We start from the raw sequence: 18423 nt of genomic DNA, 5'->3' as shown, positions 1-18423 counted from the left end.
CGCCGCATGATAGGAAGCGGAATACCGCGTGCACGGTTCCACTCGAAGGACGGCGATGTCACCACGGCCGCAACTCCGGTCCCGGCTCCGGTCGCTGCTGAAGGCGGGCGAGCAGGGCGCCGAGACGTACACGACGATCAACCCGTGGAACTCGCGGCGTACGTTCGCGGCCTTCGCCTACCTCGCGGAGCAGTACGGATACCGCTACGCCGGCCTCTCTCCGGAGCACGGCGTGAGCCGCGCACACCCGGTCTTCGCCTTCCGCCGCCTCCCGGACGCCGGGGAACGCGCGACCCGCACGCGCGCCCACTACCCGGACGCACCGCTGGGTGGGCCGCTCCCGGGGTTGTCCGGCGGCAGCAGGCCGGTGCCGCTGCCGGAGGCGCGGCAGGAGGTGGAGTTGCTGCACGCCCGGATCATGGTGGACCTCTACGGTACGTCGCGCCGCGGCCGCCTCCGGATGCTGGCGGCGGCGGTCCCCCTGGGCATCCTGCTGGCTCTCGCGGCCAACGGCTCGTTGCACGCGGGTCCGTTGGCCGCGGCGGGCGGGATCACGGTGGGGTGGTGGCTGTACCTGTGGCTGGCATCGGCGCTCATGCGCCGCCGGCGACGCGGGTACGAGCGGATGCTGGAGCAGGCGGGAGCCGAGTGGCCGCCCTAGGGGACCCCGGGCTGATCCCGCCTCTCTCGGCGCCCAGGCACCGTGCGGGCGCGGGGGTGTCAGTCCCGGGTGCGGGTGAAGTCGCCCCGCGCCACGCGGGGGGCCAGGGGGTCCCGGGTCAGGGAGCCGTAGCCCGTGGCCGCCCAGATGCTGGATTCCGCCGGGACCTCGAAGTACGGGACCTCGCGGCCCTCCGTCGTGTCCGTCAGGACCTCCGGGGCGCGGCGTTCGCGGAGTGCCTTCGTGCAGGTGTCGCAGGTGGCGACGGGGAGTTGGCGGCGGCTGCCCAGGGGGCGCCAGCGGGTGCGGTGCGTGGCGCGGCCGTGGAGGGGGTTGAAGAAACACAGGGGGAGCGGGGTGGTGCGGCGGGGGCGTGTGGTGCGGGCGGCTTCCAGGGCGTCGCGGCCCTCCGCCACCAGGGCCAGCACGCCCGCCAGGTCGGCCCGGCTCCCGGCGCCGTCGAGGACCGTGCCCGCCGCGGCGTACGCGTCCAGCGCGGCGTGGACGTGGGTGGCCCGGTCGGGGGTGTCCGTCTCCGCTTCCCGTACCGCCTCGCCCAGGGCCACGACCTCCTCCTCCGCCCGGCGCCGCAGCTCCGCCTCGTCCGCCGCACGGGCCGCCGCGAACACCGCCTGCGGCGTCGCGAACGGCGCTGTCACCGCGCGGGATCCGGTCCTGAAAGCCCATCCGGGATCCCGTCCGGCCGCGGCGGACGTACCACAGCAGCCCGGCGAGCACGGCGACGCCCGCCGCCGCGGCGGCCGGCGTCAGCGGCAGGGCCGAGCCGCCCCCGGACTCCTTCTCCCCGGCGTCTCCGGCGTCCCCGTCCCCGGCGTCCGCGCCGGTCCCGGGCGGTGAGTCCGTGCCCAGGTCCGCCACCGCCTCCTCGTACACCTCCGTGCCGTTGCCCGCGTCGATCAGCTCCACCGCCTTCTCCACCCGCGCCGCGAGCCCCGCCTCGTTCATCTCGTCCAGGTGCCCCACCGCGCCCACCGCGTCCCGCGCCTGGTGGGCGTCGCCCGGCCACTCGAACCCCTGCAGCCAGTCGGCCTGTTCGCTGGTCGTGACGAGGATCAGGTCCCCGTCGCCGAGCCGTCCGCGCACCACCTCCGCGAGCGTCCCCGGGTCGCCGGCGAAGTCGTCGCCCTTCGCGAGCGGTACGAGCACCACCTTGATCGGCAGCCCCGTCTCCTCGATCCGCGCGGCGATCGCGCGCTGCCGCGCCTCGTCCACGGCCCCGGTGTAGGCGTCGTGTACGTAGACGGGGGAGTCCCGGAGACGGTCGGCGATCTCCTCCCCGGGGCTCGGCGCCGCCCAGGCGGCCGGGGTGGGGAGGAGGACCAGCAGCAGCGCCGCCAGGGCGGCGAGCGGCGCCACCCGGACGAACCGCGCCGGGCCACGGGCCGACCCGGCGGGCAGCCGCCGCCCGGCCGCCTCCGCGATTTCCCGCCCCTGCTCAGTCGTGGACACCGGCGGCCTCCTGTACCTCGCGGATCAGTCGGGGCACCCCCTCGCCCGCCGTGCGCAGCGGGCCAGGGGTCGTGTCGTACGGGATACGGGCCTCCCCGCGCGGCGACGGGAGCGTGAGGCGCCGGCGGTGTGCCGTGGCCGGGTCCGACCTCGCCGCCCTGCGGCAGCCCGCGCAGAGCGGGACCGCGCGGGCGGGGGCGCCCGGGGCCGGGCGGAGGCGCTGCCTGCCGTGGGCGGGGCCGTGCATCGGGTTCAGGGTGCACAGGCGGGCCGGGGTGCCCGGGGCGGCGAGCGTCGCGCGGGCCGCGCGGATCAGCGTGATCGCCGTCGCCAGCGACTCCGGGGTCGCGTCCGGGTCGATCCGGCCGTCCTCTTCCACGTCGACCAGCAACTGCGCCGCGTCCAGGCAGTCCCACACCCGGACACGCACGGCGCCCGCCGGGTCCGCCGTCTCGAACGCCCTCGCCAGCGCCTCCAGTTCCGCGTGCGCCGTCCGCCGGAGGTACGCCTCCGAGGGGTCCGGCGGCGCCTCGTACGACCGTTCGCCGGCCGCGACCGCCGCGGTCCTCGCCGGCCGCACCCTGCCGAAGATCCGCACCGTCCCCGCCACCAGCCCGAACGCCAGCCCCGCCGCCAGCGTCCCGACGAACAGCCCCGGAGCGAAGTCCGCCGCGAACACCGACGGCAGCGCGTCCTCCGCCACCGGGTCCGGCGGGTCCATGGGCGACGGTGCCCTCCCCCGATCGCCGCCCGGCCGGGCTCCGTCCAGCTCCTCGACCAGCATCCCCACCCGCTCGCCCAGCCGCAGGTCGTCGTCGTCCACGTCGCGCGGCGGGTACCCGATCGCCTCCGGCAGCAGATACAGGTCGACGTCCAGCCCGATCCCGTAGTCGACGGCGTTCACATAGCCGCTCCGCGGATCGGCCAGTACGTAGATGCCCTCCCCGCCGGCCGTCCGGCCCAGCGCCTTCAGGAACGTGTCCGCCTGCCCGCCGGACTCGTCCTCCGGCGCCATCGGCACCGAGGCCACGTACACCGGCACGTCGAGGCCGCCGATCTTCCTGCGCAGCCCGGCGAGTTCCGCCGAGTCGATCTGCGCGGGCGACTCCGGGTCCACGTACACCGGGTCCTTCGCGAGCCCCGCCGACACCCGGTCCAGCCGGGCGTCCATGTCCGCCCGCGTCGGCGGCGGGCCCGGGTCCGTCGTCTCGTCGTCGTACAGCACCGCGGCGCCGAGCGCGATGGACCCGGCCAGCACCGCCGCCGTCGCGACCGCCGCGAGCAGCCCGCGCCCGCCGACGCCCGCGAAGCAGCGGCCCGTCGGCTTGGCACCCGCCCGAGCGGCGCGCCTCCGCAGCACGTAGAGCACGAGCAGCAGCGTCAGCAGCGGCACCCCGGCCAGCAGGATGCCCGTCAGGAACGACTGGTTCGCGCGGTCCGTGCGCGTGATGTGCAGCCTGTCCGGCTCCTCCTCCGGCGCGCGGCCCGCGTCGCTGCCGTACTTCTCCCGCGCCGCCTCCGCACGCCCCGCCGGGTCGTCGTCGGTCAGCGCCTCCACGAAGCGCTCGAACGTGAGCAGCGGCCCGGCGTCGTACGGCAGTTCATACAGGGCCACGGTCGTCGCCGACTCGGCCGGCACGTCGACGCCGAAGGGCACGGCGGTGATGCCGATGCCGCTGCTGTCCAGCAAGACGTACAGCCCGTCCCGGCGCAGCCTGTCGTGCACGGCGCCGAGCAGCCGCTCGTCGAACGGGTTGCGCTCGGGCAGCAGCACGACGTACGTCGGCACCCCCGTCCGCTTCGCGGCCTTCGCGAACTCCCCGGCGGCCGACCGCGGTATCTCGCGCGGGGCCTGGTCCGTCACGTACACCGGTTCCGCGCGCAGCCGCTCCGCCAGATACGCCGCCTGCCCGCCCCCGCCGCCGTCCCCCTCCGCCCGGCCCGCCGCGACCGCGTCCCCTGCCGGCACCCCGGCCGCCAACAGGCTCGCCAGAAGCAGCAGCAGGCCGACGGTGAGCAAGGCGCGCACCGACGCCCCCGCGCCCCTCACGAACTTCACCATCCCCCCGGATCCCCCGAGTCCGCCGCACACCCGCTGCCGCACCGGCCGTCGCACGTGTATCCCCTTTCCCACCGGATCGTAGCGACGACCACCGACATCCGTAATCGCGCCCCGACTCCCGTGGAATTCCGTTCATTCGGCGAGTTGGCGACTGCACATATCCGGATTCGCCAATACCCGGTCCACAGTTCTGTCACAGCGTGCACCGCCAACGGCGCGGCCGCCCCCGCTCCCGGCGCGCGCGTGGACACGTACGCCCGCGGGAACCGGCCCCATCCGCCCCCGCAAGCTGGTCGTTTGCGGTCCGGACAAGGTTGTCGTCTCAGCCATCGGAACTGTCGATGGGCTGTGACGCTCTCGTTGCCCGACGCGGGTTGAGGGGGGTTTAGGCTACTGCTACGGTTCGATGGCTTGACAACCTGTTGCGGCGTTCTCGGCCGATCAGGTAGGGGAATTTCGGCCAGGAAACGGCGAGTTACGGGGTGATTCCGTGAAGACCAGGGAACGCACGGCAGCCGCGGGCGGCAGGTCGGCCGCCCCTGTTCCGCAGTCCGGCGACAGACTGCCGTTTGCTCCTCGCGAACGCAAACCCGCGCTGGCGGCGCTGGCGGTGCTGCTCATCCTCGCGGGCGCGTTGGGCACCGCCGTGCTCGTGCTGCGCGCCGGCAACCAGGTGGCCGCCGTGCAGATCTCCGAGCGCGTCCCCGCCGGCGAGGGCATCTCCGACGAGGACATCGAGCAGGTGATGATGCCGGAGGACAGCGACATCCCCTACATCCGCTGGGACCTGCGGGGCGACCTCGACAAGTTCTACGCCACCACCGATCTCGTCCCCGGCAGCGTCCTGGTGAGCGAGATGATCCAGAAGGGCAAGGGGCTGGAGGAGGGCCAGACCGTGGTCGGCGTGACCATGGAGTCCGGCCAGATGCCCGGCGGCCTGGTCGACGGCGCCCGCGTCGACGCCTACTTCGTCGGCGACAGTCCCAGTTCGTCTGGCAGCAGCGAGGACGGCAGCACGGGCTCCACCGGCACCGTCACGACCGGCGACGTGCTCGCCGAGGGCGTCAAGGTGCAGAGCATCAGCCGCGGCGACGAGGGCACGGTCACCAGTGGAACCGTGACCGTCAATCTCCTCGTCGACAAGACACAGGCGGGCCCTCTCGTGGCGGCGGCGTCCGAGAAGGAAGTCGGCCTGACTCTCGTATCCAGCGGTAGCTGACGTCGTCTAGCGGGTCTTCACGGGAGCGAGGGAACTCACCATGGCGCTGATCGCAGTCGCGGCCGACAAGGGCGCGCCCGGTGTGACGACGACCGCCGTCGCGCTGGCCGCCGTCTGGCCCCGGCGTGCGCTGCTCGCCGAGGCGGACCCGGCGGGCGGCGACCTCGTCTACCGCTCGGTCGGGCAGAACGGCAACTCACTCGACCCGAACACCGGCATGCTGTCGCTGGCCGCCACCGCCCGCCGCGGGATCGCCGCGGAGCAGTTGTGGGACCACGCGCAGCCGATGTCCGGCGGGCTCGACGTCATCGTCGGCCTCGGCAACTCCGACCAGTCCGCCGGGCTCACCCGGCTCTGGCCCACGCTGGGCCGCGCGTTCGCCGCGCTCGCCGAGTCGCCCCACGGCGGCGCGGACGTGATCGCGGACTGCGGCCGCGTCGGCGTGGAGTCCGGCACCCTGGAACTGTTCTCGCACGCCTCGCTGGTGCTGCTGGTGGCCCGCGCGCTGCCCGAGCAGATCGCGCGGGTACGGGACCGGGCGTCCTCCCTGTCCGCCAGGCTGCACGGCACGCAGCGCGGCGCCGCCGCGCTGGGCACGCCGCTGATCGGCGTGCTGCTGGTCACCGAGCCGTCCGGCGCCGCGAAGGTCGCCGCGCAGGTGAACGACATGCTCACGGCGTCGCAGTCGGGCGCCCGCGTGCTCGGGGTGATCGCGGACGACGTCGCGGGCGCCGAGCAGTTGGCGGGCCGGCGGCGCGGGCGTGCGGAGAAGTCGATGCTCGTACGGTCCATCCGCAAGGTCGCCAGCGATCTGCACCAGCACTTCGGCAGCTCGCTGCTGGCCGAGCCGGCGTCCGCGGGCGCACCCCAGGCGCCGTACGGCGGCGGGGCCCCGCAGGCACCGTACGGCGGCGCCCCGGGCCAGGGCGCCCCGCAGCAGCCCGGCCACGCGGCCCCGCAGCACGCCCAGCAGCCCCAGGCCCCGGGCCGGCAGGGCCGGCCCGCCGCGCCCGGCGCCCCCGCCGCACCCGCGGCCCCCGGTCAGCCCGGAGCGCCCGGCCAGCCGGCCCAGCCCGGCCCGCCCGCCGCCCCCGGCCAGCACCCCGCCTACGGCGCCCCCGGCGCCACGCCCGGCCAGGGCCCCGCGCAGGGCCCCGGCCCCCGCCATGGAGCCGCCCGATGAGCAGCGGACCCGCAGTAGACCACAGCCTCGTCAAACGCTTCCGCCAGGAAGCCGGCGACCGCATCGCCCGGCAGCGCCACGAGGACCAGCTCGCCGGCGTCACCCCCATGTCCGCCGAGGACGAGCGGCACTTCGCCCGCGCCGTCATCGCGCAGATCCTGGAGGACTACGCCCGCTCCGAGATCAACTACGGCCGCACGCCCCTCGACGCCGAGACGGAGGAGGCGTACGCCGCGGCCGTGCACGCCGCCCTCTTCGGCGTCGGCCGGCTGCAGCCGCTGCTGGACGACCCCGAGGTCGAGAACATCGACATCAACGGCTTCGACCACGTCTTCGTGGGCTACGCCGACGGCCGCGAGGCCAAGGTCGACCCGGTGGCCGAGAGCGACGAGGAACTCGTCGAGCTGATCCAGATCCTCGGCGCCTACTCCGGCCTCTCCTCGCGCCCCTTCGACTCCGCCAACCCGCAGCTCGACCTGCGCCTGCCCGACGGCTCCCGGCTCTCCGCGGTCATGGACGTCACCCGCCGCCCGGCGCTGTCCATCCGCCGCGCCCGCCTCGGCAAGGTCTTCCTGCCCGACCTCATCGGCAACGCGACGATCACCGCGGAGCTGGGCTCCTTCCTCACCTGCGCGGTGCGGGCCCGTAAGAACATCATGATCGCGGGCGCCACCAACGCCGGGAAGACGACGCTGCTGCGCGCGCTGGCCAACGAGATCCCCGCCGCCGAGCGCCTGATCACCGTGGAGCGCGCGCTGGAGCTGGGCCTGGACCAGTTCCCCGAACTGCACCCCAACGTGGTCGCGTTCGAGGAGCGGCTGCCCAACTCCGAGGGCCACGGCGCCATCACGATGGCCGAGCTGGTCCGCAGGTCGCTGCGTATGAACCCGTCCCGCGTCATCGTCGGCGAGGTGCTCGGCGACGAGATCGTCACCATGCTCAACGCGATGTCGCAGGGCAACGACGGCTCGCTCTCCACGATCCACGCCAACAGCTCCTCCGAGGTGTTCAACCGCATCTCGACGTACGCCCTCCAGGCCAGCGAGCGGCTGCCGGTGGAGGCCAGCCAGATGCTGGTCGCCGGCGCCATCGACTTCGTCGTCTTCATCGAGCGGCGCAACCTCTACCACCAGGGCGGCGGCCTCCAGCGCATGGTCACCTCGGTGCGCGAGGTGAACGGCGTGGACGGCCGCGTGATGTCGTCCGAGGTCTTCAAGGAGGGCCCGGACGGCCTGCTGCACCCGCACGCGCCGATCCACTGCATCGACGAGCTCATTCCGTTCGGTTACCAGCCCAGCGGGGATTGGAGGTAGCGGCAGATGAACGGATCCATCTTCTCCGCCACCATGGGCTACGGGCTGCTCGCCGGCGCGGTGATCGGCGGCGGCATCGCGCTGCTCATCGTCGCGCTCCGCGGGCTGCCGGCGAAGCCGGAGCACGAGAAGGAGCAGCAGGGCGAACGGGCCGCGGAGCTGGTCCGGTTCGCCAGCCAGCGGGCGACGCTCGCGGCGGTCGCCGGGCTGCTCGTGCTGCTGCTGACCCGCTGGCCGGTCGCCGGTCTGGCGACGGGCGTGCTGGTGGCGTTCTGGGACAAGCTCTTCGGCGGCGCGGCGGCCGAGCGGATGGCGATGAAGCGGGTCGAGGCGCTGGCCCAGTGGACGGAGTCGCTGCGCGACACGATCGCCGGCGCGGTCGGCCTGGAGCAGGCCATACCGGCGTCCGCCAGGGCCGCGGCGCCCGCGCTGCGGCCGCATCTGGACGCGATGGTCGACCGGTTGCGGTCCCGTACGCCCCTGCCGGACGCCCTTCAGCACCTCGCCGACGACCTCGACGACGCCTCCGCGGACCTGATCATCGCCGCCCTGATCCTCAACGCCCGGCTGCGCGGCCCCGGTCTGCGCGAGGTGCTGGGCGCGCTGGCGAAGTCGGCGCGCGAGGAGGTCGACATGCGCCAGCGCGTGATGGCGCAGCGCGCGTCGACGCGGCGCAGCGTGCAGATCGTCGTCAGCGTCTCGGTGGCGTTCGTGCTCGGCCTGTCGGTCTTCAACCGCGGCTTCGTCGAGCCCTACGGCTCGCCCGTCGGCCAGGCGGTCCTGGCCTGCGTCTGCGGGCTCTTCGCGGCCGGCTTCTGGTGGCTGCGCAAGCTGTCGACGATCGAGACGCCGGAGCGCTTCCTGGCCGGCGCGAAGCAGCAGCCGCAGCAGGTCGCCTTCGTCCGGCCGCGTGAGGAGGTCTCCTGATGGAGTTCCAGGGTGCGGACACGCTGACGTACTCCGTCGTCATCGGCGCGGTGATGGGCCTGGGCATCTATCTGCTCGTACGGGCCATCGCGCCCGGCCGCCGCGGCGCGGTCGCGACGGTCGCCCGGGTCGACGCGCTGCGCGCCCGCGGCTCGGGCCGGACGGTGACCTCCTCGCCGCAGCAGCAGGAGGAGGGGCGCTTCGGCGGCCTGCGCGCGCAGGTCGGGGAGCGGGCCGCGGAGTTCTATCTGCGGCAGGGCTGGGAGCAGCGTTCGCTCCGCTCCGACCTGGCGGTGCTCGACCGCTCCTGGGAGAGCTTCCTGGCCACGAAGGTGCTGCTCTCCGCGGTGGGGCTGGTCTTCGGCCCCGGCGTGTACGCGCTGATCTCGGTGGCCGGCTTCGGCCTGAACCCCGTCATCCCGGTCTGGCTCGCGCTGGTCGCCGCGCTGCTCTTCTTCCTCCTGCCCGACCTGGAGGTACGCAGGGACGCCGCCGACAAGCGCAAGGACCTGCGCCGCGTGGTCGGCGCGTACCTGGACCTGGTGGCGATGAACCTCGCGGGCGGGCGCGGCCTGCCCGAGGCCCTGATGGCCGCGGCCGACATCAGCGACGGCTGGGCCCTGCGCAGGGTGCGCAACGCACTTGCCGACGCCCGCATCACCGGCACCAGCCAGTGGCAGGCGCTGGGCAATCTCGGCGACGAGCTGGGGATCGAAGAGCTGAAGGACCTGTCGGCGTCGCTGGCGCTGGTCTCCGACGACGGCGCGAAGGTGCGCGAGTCGCTGGCGGCCAGGGCGGAGACCATGAGGCACCGCGAGCTTGCCGAAATCGAGGGGGCGGCAGGCGAGAAGTCGCAGTCCATGCTCGTCGCACAACTACTGCTGTGCGCCGGGTTCCTGGTCTTCCTGGTCTATCCCGCGGCGATCCGCGTGTTGCAGGTCTGAGTCATCCCCCCACTACGCAGAGAGGACGTAACGACGTCATGAAGAACCGCTTCACCACCAGCACCGGACACCCGGCCATCGACTTCCTGGTCACCTTCCTGCGCGGCCGCGTGGAGCGCGCCCGCTCGGGCGAACTGGACCGCGGCGCCTCCGCCGTGGAGTGGGTGATCATCTCCGCCATCGTGGTCGCGATCGTCAGCGCGGTCGCGGTCATCATCAACCAGGCGCTGTCCGACGGCGCGAACGACGTCAAGGACTGCATCAGCAACGCCGGCGCGGACGGCTGCTGAGCCGCCGGCTGACGGGGCGGGCTGACGATCATGGCGACAAGGGCACAGGCACCGGCGTGGCTGCGGCGCAGGCTGGACGCCTGCCGCGGCGACGGCGGCGGCGGTGACACGGGGCCGGGGGCGGGCGGCACGGCGTAAGCGGAGGCGACCGCGGCATGTCCGCAGTCGAGTTCGTGCTGCTCACCCCGGTGCTCTACTTCATGATCTTCGCCACCGTGCAGTTCGGGCTCTACTTCTTCGCGGACCATGTCGCGCAGGCGACCGCGCAGCACGGGGCGCGCGAGGCGCGCAGGACGGCCGAGTCGAACCCGGGCGGCTGGCAGGGCCTGGCCCGGCAGGCGGCGCGGGAGCGGCTGAACACGGTCGGCCCGAAGCTGCTCACCAGCCCGGACATCCGGGTGTACGAGGCCGCGGACGACCGGGTCGGGGTGGCGGTGGAGGGCGGCGTGGTCAACGTCTTCCCCTTCATCGACCTCAAGGCGCGGGCGGAGTCGGAGGGGCCGATCGAGCGGTTCGTACCGGATCTGGGATGACGACGGGGGACGGGGACGCATGGCTGTGAGCGCGGCGGGCAGGGCGCGCGGCGACCGGGGGAGCAGGGGGCCCGGGAGCCGGGGGAGCGCCGGGACCTCGGGTCCGACCGGGGGGTGACGACCATCGAGGTGGTGATCCTCGCCCCGGTGATGTTCCTGTTCATCCTCGTCCTCGTCGCCTTCGGCCAGTTGGTCGACGGCCGCGGCGGGGTCGACGGCGCGGCGCGCGACGCGGTACGGGCCGCGTCCCTGCAGCGCACCGTGGGCGAGGCGCAGCGGGCCGCGCAGCGGGCGGCGGAGTCGCAGCTGGAGGGCGACGTGTGCACGGGCCCGGTCGACGTGGACCTGTCGGGGGACTTCTCCCCGCCGGAGCCGGGTGCCGCCAGCAACATCATCACCGTGGAGGTGACCTGCGAGGTGAAGGGCCTGGGGATGCTGGGCCTGGACATCGACCCGCGGATGACGGGCTCGTCGTCCGCGCCGCTCGACCCGTACCGGAGGGCGGCATGACGCGGGTGCGGGTGGCGGCCGCGCGGCTGCGCGCGGGCCTGGCCGGGCGGGTGCGGAAGCTGGACGACCGGGGTTCCGGCGCGGGCGCGGTCATCATCTTCGCGTTCCTGTTCATGGCGCTGGCGGCGTTCGTGGTCGACGGCGGGCTGGCGATCTCGCAGCGCGAGCGGGCGGCGGACATCGCGGAGCAGGCGGCGCGGTACGCGGCGCAGGACACGGACAAGGAAGCGCTGTACGAGGGCCAGACGGACCTGGAGGCGCCGATCCGGTTCGAGAACTGCGACAGCCGGGTGCAGGAGTTCATGTCGCACGTCACGGTCCACAACGGCGACGTCGAGGCCGCGACGTGCACGAGCGCGGCGGCCGACCACGTCGAGGTCGAGATCGTCCTCAGTTACCGCCCGCTGCTGACGGGCCTGGCCCTCAGCGGCCCCCTGGAGGCCACCGGCAGGGCCCGCGCCGAGCCCCGCACCGAGGTCGGCGAGCCCTAGGCCCTGTCTGACAAATCCCGCCTGCGTCCCGACGCCTGGCACGCACGCTCGCTGCGTTGTCGGGATCGACCGAATAGGCCCACTATGCGGTCGACCCTCCGCCTTGCGATCGCACGCACCAGACGCCGCAACGCCCGCCCACAGGGCGGACGGCGCTATTTGCCAGACAGGGCCTAGGCGGGCCCGTCCGGAGCGGGGGATGTGGGCCGTACGCGGGAGGCGGTCCTGCCAATCGGGGGAAATGGGCCTTCTTCGGCGAGCTAGACCCCAGACATCGGTCAGATAGTCATACAAACCGGACCGAGGCGACCGCCTCACTCCGATCGACCGTCAAGGGGCATCTGTGCTGAAGAGAAAGAAGACCGCCGTCGCGCTCGCCACGGGAGCCATGGCGCTGGGGCTGCTGGGCGCGGCCCCGGTGGCGGCCACCACGGCGACGGGCCACGCGCCCGCCATGAAGACCTGGGAAGACGACTGGAAGGCCACGCAGCGCGGCGTGGTGATCGCCAAGCCCGGCGTCCTGATCCGCTCGCAGCCCACCACCGCCTCGCACGAGAAGGGGTTCATCCCCCGCGGCGAGATCGTCTGGATCGACTGCAAGGTCGAGGGCCAGGACGTGTTCGGCAACTCCCTCTGGTACAAGATCGGCTCCCACAACGGCTTCATCGCCGCGCGCTGGGTGAAGAACGTGGACCACATCCCGTTCTGCTGACCGCCCGCGGGCGCGCTGCCCGTACCGCAGGCCGCCGGGCCGCACCGCCGCACGCGGGGCGGAACCGGCGGCCTCGCCGTGCGCCGGCCGGGGCGGGGCGGGACGCTCGGGGGCGGACCGCGGGCGGCCGAGGGTGGCACGGTGCCGTACGCTGCACGGCCGCGGTGACGAGGTCGTGACGATGCAGTCACCTGTCTGGGCTCGACCCCCAAATCGGCCTTCGGTAACGTCAGGTGGGCAAGTACGGGGACGCCGCCCAGCGGCCGGCGCGCGCAGCGCGCGCACGAGGGGGCCGCGGTCCGCGCCGCGCTTACCGGGAGGGCTCAGGACCAGCGATGGCACGCAGCAGCGCGAACAGGACTCCGGTACCGGTACGCATCCGGCGCAGGACCTTCGGCGACGTCGTCAGGGCGTTCTTCGCCTTTCTCGCGCTCGTCGTCCTCGTCGTCGGCGTGCCGGGCGCGCTCGCCTACTTCATCGGCTGGCCGCTGCCCGACTCCGCGCCCTCCCTCAGCATGCTCAACGAGGACATCACCGCCGACGTCTTCCTGAAGGTCTTCGCGGTCGTCGTCTGGCTGGCCTGGGCGCAGTTCGCCGCCTGCGTGCTCGTCGAGGCCAAGGCCGCCGTCTCCGGGATGGGCATGCCCGGCCGGGTGCCGGGCTCCGGCGCCAGCCAGGCGCTCGCCCGCCAGCTCGTCGCCGCCGTGCTGCTGCTCACCGCCGGCGCCGCCAGCTTCGCGCCCGGACTCTCCCAGCTCGGCCAGCAACTCGACCAGCACAAGCCGCCGCCGGTCGCCGCCGCGCAGCAGACCCCGGGCCAGCAGGTCGACACCGCCAGGCCCGCCGTGGACGTCGAGACCCCGCGCGGCCAGGGCGCCGGCGGCGAGGTGCAGAAGGACACCCGCGAACAGGCCGAGCGGGACACGAAGTTCTACCGCATCCAGCCACCCGAGGGCCGCCACCACGACTCGCTCTGGGAGATCGCGGAACGGCACCTCGGCGACGGCCGCCGCTACGGCGAGATCTACCAGCTCAACAAGGACCGCATCCAGCCCGACGGCTCCAAGCTCAGCCAGGCCAGCCTCATCCGCCCCGGCTGGATCATGGAGATGCCCGCCGACGCGCACGGCGGCGACCTGGTCGAGATGCCCGACGAGCGCAACGAGGTGTCCAAGTCCGAGGCCGAGCAGATCAGCGAGTACGACAAGTCCAGCCCCACCCTCGACGAGCGCGGCCCGGGCGGCGACGACCGGCAGGCCACCTCCGGCCGCGGTGAGCGCCTCGTGCCCGACACTCCCGCCGTCGACCGCGACTCCGGCGACCGCGGCGGCGAGCAGTCGGTCCAGCAGATCCCGACCCGCGAGAGCGACGGCGGCGACACCGGCTCGGACCGCGGCGACCAGGCCGTCCCCGAGGTGCAGAGCGACGGCGGCGGCATCGGCCTGCCCGAGGTGCTCATCGCCGCGCCGCTGCTCGCCGCCGGCGTGCTCGGCGCGCTGAGCCGGCGGCGCCGGCAGGCGCTGTGGCAGGCGGCGTTCCAGTCCGGCGGCGCGGGCCGCACGGGCGCGGAGCCCACCGGGCGCGCCGCGCTCGCCCGAGACGCGCTGCTGGTGGGCGCCGACCCCGGCGGCGTACGGTTCCTCGACCGCGCGCTGCGCGGGCTGTCCGCCTCGCTCACCGAGGCCGCCCGCCCGCTGCCCACGATCTACGCGGCCTGGCTGACCGACGCCGACCTGTACCTGCAACTGGCGGGCGTGGCCGGCGAGCCGCCCGCCCCGTGGCGTACCGGGCAGGACCAGACGTTCTGGCGCATCGACCGCGCCGACATCGAGAGCTACCCGCAGCCCGACGAGGCCGACGACGCGGCGGCCCCGTACCCGGGCCTCGCCAGCCTCGGCACCCGCGAGGAGGCCCGGCTGCTGCTCAACCTGGAGGCCGTCCCCGGCATCGCCGCCGTCAAGGGCGCGCCCGCGGACCGGCTCGCGGTGCTGTCGTCGATCGCCGCGGAGCTGGCCACGAACGGGTGGTCGGACCGGATGTCGGTGACCGTCGTCGGCTTCGGCGAGCGGCTGACGGAGCTGGCGCCGACGCGCGTGCGCTACCTGGAGGACGTGCCGGCGCTCATCGAGGTCATGGAGGCCGAGTCCGCGCAGCGCGCCAACGCGCTGGGCAACGCCGGCCACGACAGCGTGCTCACCGGCCGCGCCGGGCAGGCGGGCCGGACCCAGTGGGCGCCGCACCTCGTCATCGTCGCCACCGAGCCCACCGCCGCCGAGGCCGACCGGCTCGCGCACCTCGCGGGCGGCTCCTCGCGCCTGGGCATCGGCTACCTCGTCGGTACGGGCCAGGAGGAACTGGCCGGCGCGTCCTGGGAGTTCGAGATCACCCGCGACGGCAGGCTGCGCGCCCCGCTGCTGGGCCTGGAGCTGGCCGCGCAGCGGCTGCCGCAGGAGCAGCACGAGGCGCTGGTCGAGCTCTTCTCGCAGGTGGAGGTCGAGGGGGCGGCGACCAGCGGCACGGAAGGGCGCGGGATCTCGGTCACGCGCGCGGCGGGCGAGGTCGGCTTCACCGTGGACCTGTCCGAGCAGGGGCGGCCCGCGGTGTACGCGCGGCTGCTCGGCTCGTACGAGATCATGGGCCTGGCCGAGCCGGACGGCGAGCGCAGCCCGCTGCTGCGGGAGGCGCTGGCGCTGCTGCTCTTCCACCGCGAGGGCGTGCACCCGCAGGTGCTCGCGGCGGCGCTCTGGCCGCGCGGCGTGACGGACGACGTGCGCGACGCCTTCGTGGAGCGGCTGGTCACCTGGCTGGGCCGGGACCCCTCGGGCGCGGCGCGGCTCGCGCCGGACGCGGACGGGCGGCTCGCGCTGTCCACGTCGGTCGTCTCCGACTGGGACGTGCTGCGCACGCTGCACCTCGAAGCGACCGACCCCACGCGGCAGTCGAGCCCGCAGGCGCGCGAGCGGCTGCTGAACGACGCGCTGGCGCTGGCCGCGGGCCCGCTGCTCGCGGACCGGCCGCAGGGCCGGTACGGCTGGCTGGCGAACGAGATCGTGGAGGCCCAGCTCCCGCTGCTCGTCGCCGACGCGGGCCTGGCGCTGTCCGCGCTGCGCCGCGAGTCGGGGCAGGCGGACGGCGCGGTGGCGGCGGTGCAGGCGGCGCTGGTCGTCGCCCCGGCGGACGAGCGCCTGTGGAACGAACTCCTCCGCGCGGTCCACGCCACCGGGGAGACCCACCGCCTGGAGGCCACCGCCTCCGACCTCCTGGACCGCTCCGCGGCCCTCCACGGCGCCCGCGGCCTGCCGCCCCGCACCGAAGCCCTGCTGGACGAACTCCTCCCGGGCTGGCGCACCCAGGCCGGCTCCGCGGGGGCGGCCAGCTGACTGCCCGCCGCCCACGGCGGACGAGGACGGTCAGGGGCGCGGACGCGGTACGGAAGCCCGCCCGGCCGGCGCTCCCGCTCCGGCGCCCCCTGCCCTCTCTTGCCCCGGCACGTACGGTCGGCGGGCCGGCGGCGGGCTGCGGTACGCGGCCGTCGTCCCCGCGCTTGCGCCGCCGGGAGTTCTGCCCTCCGTCGTCGGCCGTGCGGCCTCCGCGCGGGGTGCCTGAAGTCCCCTGAACCGCGGCTCCCCGCTCCGCCCCCCTGCCCCCTCTCTCGCCCCGGCGCACTACGCGCCCCGGCGTGCTCCTACGCGCTCGCGGCCGCAGGCGTACGCCAGCGTGCTGATCAGCTCCGCCACGTCCGGCAGGTAGGCGTTCGACACCGTCGGCCGCCGGATCCACTGCACGGGACCGCTCGTCGCGAACCGCGTCGGCGGGGCCGCCGCCCAGTCGCCCTCGGCGCGTACCGCCAGGTCAAGGGCGACCGACGAGGCGTAACCCAGCTCGTGCAGGCCGTCGATCACCTTCGGGGTGGCACCCGGGAGGACGAAGAAGAACATCCGCCGGTCCGGCGTCGCCGCCACCGGGCCCAGCTCCGTGCGCCCCCGCTCCAGCCGGGCCAGTGCCAGGCAGCCCGCGCTCTCCGCCACGTCCACCACGTCGAACGCCCGCCCGGTGGGCAGCAGTACGGCCGCCCGCGGGTGCTTCGACCACATGCGGCGCAGGGTGGTGGCGCTGGCCGTTGCGGCTGCCTTCCAGTCGCGCCGCGCGGGGTGCGCGCCCGGCGCGTGGCACGCCGTGTCGCCGCAGGAGCACCGCGGTGCGCCGGTCCCGTCGTCGGTCTCCATCCATGTGCCCGGCACCACGTCCCAGTGCCGGTCCTCCGCGTACTGCAGCGCTGCGGACAGCAGTTCTTCGCTCTGCTCACGCGGGTTCTCTTGCCGGGGTACGTGCGTCGCCTCTGCTCCCAGGGTCTCCTTCACGGACGGCTCAACTCCAGCCGTGAGCAGGGGTTACGGGCCCTTCAAGGGTTCTCCCGAAGCAACGTTACGGCAGCGGGGCGCACGGATGCGCGGGGAGGGAGCATGGCGTTTTCCGGTTATTTCGCGGGAAATGATCGTCCTGTCGGTTCTGCCAGGAACCGGCCGCGCACGGCCCCCTGAGGGAGGACTACCCATGGCCGCCAGGCCAATCGAGGCACGCACGCCGAACGTACGACTTCAGGTGGTGATCGAAGAGGCAGGCTGCTCCAACGCGGGGCTGGCCCGCCGCGTCAACATGTGCGGCCGCGAACACGGCCTCGACCTGCGCTACGACAAGACCTCCGTGGCCCGCTGGCTGCGCGGTCAGCGCCCCCGCGGGCAGGCGCCCGCGATGATCGCCGAGGCACTGGGCCGCAAGCTCGGCCGCGCGGTCACCCTGGACGAGGTCGGCATGGCCGACTCCCGGCACTCCGGCACCGCCCTGGGGCTCATCTACGCCCCGACCGTCACCGCCGCCATCGAGCAGGTCTGCGAGCTGTGGCGGGCCGACGTGGGCCGGCGCGAGGTGCTGACCCGCGCGACCCCGGTGGCCTCCGCGCTCGTCGAGCCCAGCCGCGACTGGCTGATCAGCGCGCCGGGCCCGCCGCTGGCCCGTACCTCGGGCAGGGCCGTGACCCGTACCGACGTGATCGCCGTACGGGAGACCACCGCCACCCTCGCCACCCTCGACCGCCGGTACGGCAGCGGCCACTACCGCCCGGTGACGGTGCACTACCTCAACTCCGTGGTCTCCGGCCTGCTCGCCGGCCGCTACGACGACGCGCTGGGCCGCGAACTCCTCGCCGCCGCCGCCCGGATGACCGAACTGGCCGGCGGCATGGCCGCCGACACCGGCCTGCCGGGCGTCGCCCAGCGCTACTACGTCCAGGCCCTGCGCCTCGCCGACGCCGCGGGCGACCGCGCCTTCGGTGGCTACGTCCTGGCCGCCGGCATGAGCCGGCTGGCCGCGGCGCTGGGCAACCACCGGGAGGTGGTGCAGTTGGCCCGTACCGCCCGCGAGGGCACCCGCGACCGCGTGCCGCCGCGCGCCGAGGCGCTCTTCAGCGCCGCCGAGGCGCGCGGCGCGGCGGGGCTGGGCGACGAGGCGGCGTTCCGGGAGGCGGCGGGACGGGCGCGGGCCGCGATGGAGCAGGCGGAGTCGGGCGGAACCCGTGCGCCGGGCGCGGCGGGCGGTGCCGGTGGTGCGACCGGAGCGCCGGGTGCCGCGAGCGGGACGGGAGCCACGGGCGCGGCCGGCGCCGCGGCCGGCGTGCGGGATCCCGCGCGCGACCCGGCGCGCGGGCGCGAACCCGCCTGGCTGGCGCGCTTCGGCCGCCCCGCCCTCGCCTACGAACTGGCCTGCGCCCTCCTCGAACTCGGCCGCTACGAGGCCGCGCAGCGGCGCGCGGAGGAGGCGCTCGCCGGGCTGCCGGAGTCCTCCGCGCGGCTGCGCTGCCTGGCGCTCGCCGCGCTGGCCAGGGCGCAGTGCGGGCGGCGGGAGCCCGCGCAGGCGTGCCGTACGGGCGCGCGGGCGCTGCGGCTGCTCGACGGGCTGGCCTCCGGCAGGGCGGCGGCCGAACTGGCGCGGCTGGCGCGGAGCCTGGAGCCGTACGAGGCCGAGCCGGCGGTGCGGGAGTTCACCGCCCGGTGCCATGGGCTGGGCTCTTGGCTCACCGCGGCACCGAGCAGGTAGTGTCCGGACGGTCAG

At 74.7% G+C, this 18423-nt stretch carries 17 protein-coding genes; 14 read left to right on the top strand and 3 right to left on the bottom strand.

The window, feature by feature from the left end; translation table 11 throughout:
- Nucleotides 1-55 precede the first annotated feature (55 nt).
- On the top strand, nucleotides 56-661 hold the full coding sequence (locus DMB38_RS13800; protein ID WP_125935444.1) for a hypothetical protein: 606 nt from the start codon (nucleotides 56-58) through the stop codon (nucleotides 659-661).
- 59 nt (nucleotides 662-720) lie between these two features.
- Here the strand turns inward: DMB38_RS13800 and DMB38_RS36835 are convergent, their stop codons facing one another.
- Complete coding sequence (locus tag DMB38_RS36835) at nucleotides 721-1320, bottom strand: hypothetical protein (protein WP_240662204.1); 600 nt, start codon at nucleotides 1318-1320, stop codon at nucleotides 721-723.
- A 203-nt stretch (nucleotides 1321-1523) separates the two neighbouring features.
- On the opposite strand from DMB38_RS36835, the gene DMB38_RS36830 reads away from it, so the two are divergent.
- A complete protein-coding gene (locus tag DMB38_RS36830) occupies nucleotides 1524-1907 on the top strand; it encodes a hypothetical protein (protein WP_240662203.1) in 384 nt (127 codons plus the stop codon).
- A 210-nt stretch (nucleotides 1908-2117) separates the two neighbouring features.
- Here the strand turns inward: DMB38_RS36830 and DMB38_RS13790 are convergent, their stop codons facing one another.
- Nucleotides 2118-4193, bottom strand: coding sequence for a hypothetical protein (locus DMB38_RS13790; protein ID WP_125935443.1), 2076 nt, complete (start codon nucleotides 4191-4193; stop codon nucleotides 2118-2120).
- A gap of 490 nt (nucleotides 4194-4683) precedes the next feature.
- On the opposite strand from DMB38_RS13790, the gene DMB38_RS13785 reads away from it, so the two are divergent.
- The 11 genes from DMB38_RS13785 (at nucleotide 4684) to DMB38_RS13730 (ending at nucleotide 15695) form a co-directional block, all read left to right on the top strand.
- Nucleotides 4684-5412: a hypothetical protein gene (locus DMB38_RS13785; protein ID WP_240662201.1), complete on the top strand. Its 729-nt coding sequence runs from the start codon at nucleotides 4684-4686 to the stop codon at nucleotides 5410-5412.
- Between the two features lie 40 nt (nucleotides 5413-5452).
- A complete protein-coding gene (locus tag DMB38_RS13780; protein ID WP_125935442.1) occupies nucleotides 5453-6595 on the top strand; it encodes a hypothetical protein in 1143 nt (380 codons plus the stop codon).
- Nucleotides 6592-7908 carry an ATPase, T2SS/T4P/T4SS family gene (locus tag DMB38_RS13775; protein ID WP_125935441.1) on the top strand — a complete coding sequence of 439 codons (1317 nt, stop codon included), beginning with the start codon at nucleotides 6592-6594 and terminating at the stop codon, nucleotides 7906-7908. Before DMB38_RS13780 ends, DMB38_RS13775 begins: the two co-directional genes overlap by 4 nt.
- A 6-nt stretch (nucleotides 7909-7914) precedes the next feature.
- On the top strand, nucleotides 7915-8835 hold the full coding sequence (locus DMB38_RS13770; RefSeq protein ID WP_125935440.1) for a type II secretion system F family protein: 921 nt from the start codon (nucleotides 7915-7917) through the stop codon (nucleotides 8833-8835).
- On the top strand, nucleotides 8835-9779 hold the full coding sequence (locus DMB38_RS13765) for a type II secretion system F family protein (RefSeq protein ID WP_047016329.1): 945 nt from the start codon (nucleotides 8835-8837) through the stop codon (nucleotides 9777-9779). The genes DMB38_RS13770 and DMB38_RS13765 overlap by 1 nt, the downstream gene beginning before the upstream one ends.
- Nucleotides 9780-9817: 38 nt before the next feature.
- A complete protein-coding gene (locus tag DMB38_RS13760; protein WP_125935439.1) occupies nucleotides 9818-10069 on the top strand; it encodes a hypothetical protein in 252 nt (83 codons plus the stop codon).
- A gap of 155 nt (nucleotides 10070-10224) precedes the next feature.
- Nucleotides 10225-10602: a TadE family protein gene (locus DMB38_RS13755; protein WP_125935438.1), complete on the top strand. Its 378-nt coding sequence runs from the start codon at nucleotides 10225-10227 to the stop codon at nucleotides 10600-10602.
- A gap of 114 nt (nucleotides 10603-10716) precedes the next feature.
- Nucleotides 10717-11112, top strand: a complete 396-nt coding sequence (locus DMB38_RS13750; protein WP_047020013.1) for a TadE family protein — start codon at nucleotides 10717-10719, stop codon at nucleotides 11110-11112.
- Entirely contained in the window at nucleotides 11109-11603 is a 495-nt protein-coding gene (locus DMB38_RS13745) for a Tad domain-containing protein (protein ID WP_125935437.1), read from the top strand. Before DMB38_RS13750 ends, DMB38_RS13745 begins: the two co-directional genes overlap by 4 nt.
- Before the next feature lie 343 nt (nucleotides 11604-11946).
- Nucleotides 11947-12315, top strand: a complete 369-nt coding sequence (locus DMB38_RS13735) for an SH3 domain-containing protein (RefSeq protein WP_125935435.1) — start codon at nucleotides 11947-11949, stop codon at nucleotides 12313-12315.
- A 335-nt stretch (nucleotides 12316-12650) separates the two neighbouring features.
- Entirely contained in the window at nucleotides 12651-15695 is a 3045-nt protein-coding gene (locus DMB38_RS13730) for a BTAD domain-containing putative transcriptional regulator (protein WP_125935434.1), read from the top strand.
- A 285-nt stretch (nucleotides 15696-15980) separates the two neighbouring features.
- Here DMB38_RS13730 and DMB38_RS13725 read toward each other — a convergent pair whose 3' ends face one another.
- Nucleotides 15981-16676: a bifunctional DNA primase/polymerase gene (locus DMB38_RS13725; protein WP_125935433.1), complete on the bottom strand. Its 696-nt coding sequence runs from the start codon at nucleotides 16674-16676 to the stop codon at nucleotides 15981-15983.
- 193 nt (nucleotides 16677-16869) lie between these two features.
- Here DMB38_RS13725 and DMB38_RS13720 point away from each other — a divergent pair, with 193 nt between their 5' ends.
- A complete protein-coding gene (locus DMB38_RS13720) occupies nucleotides 16870-18408 on the top strand; it encodes a transcriptional regulator (protein ID WP_164715992.1) in 1539 nt (512 codons plus the stop codon).
- Nucleotides 18409-18423 lie beyond the last annotated feature (15 nt).

Source organism: Streptomyces sp. WAC 06738 (assembly GCF_003945505.1).
Taxonomy (GTDB): domain Bacteria; phylum Actinomycetota; class Actinomycetes; order Streptomycetales; family Streptomycetaceae; genus Streptomyces.
The sequence above is the reverse complement of the archived record's forward strand: the minus strand, read 5'-3'. Positions and strand labels throughout refer to the sequence as shown.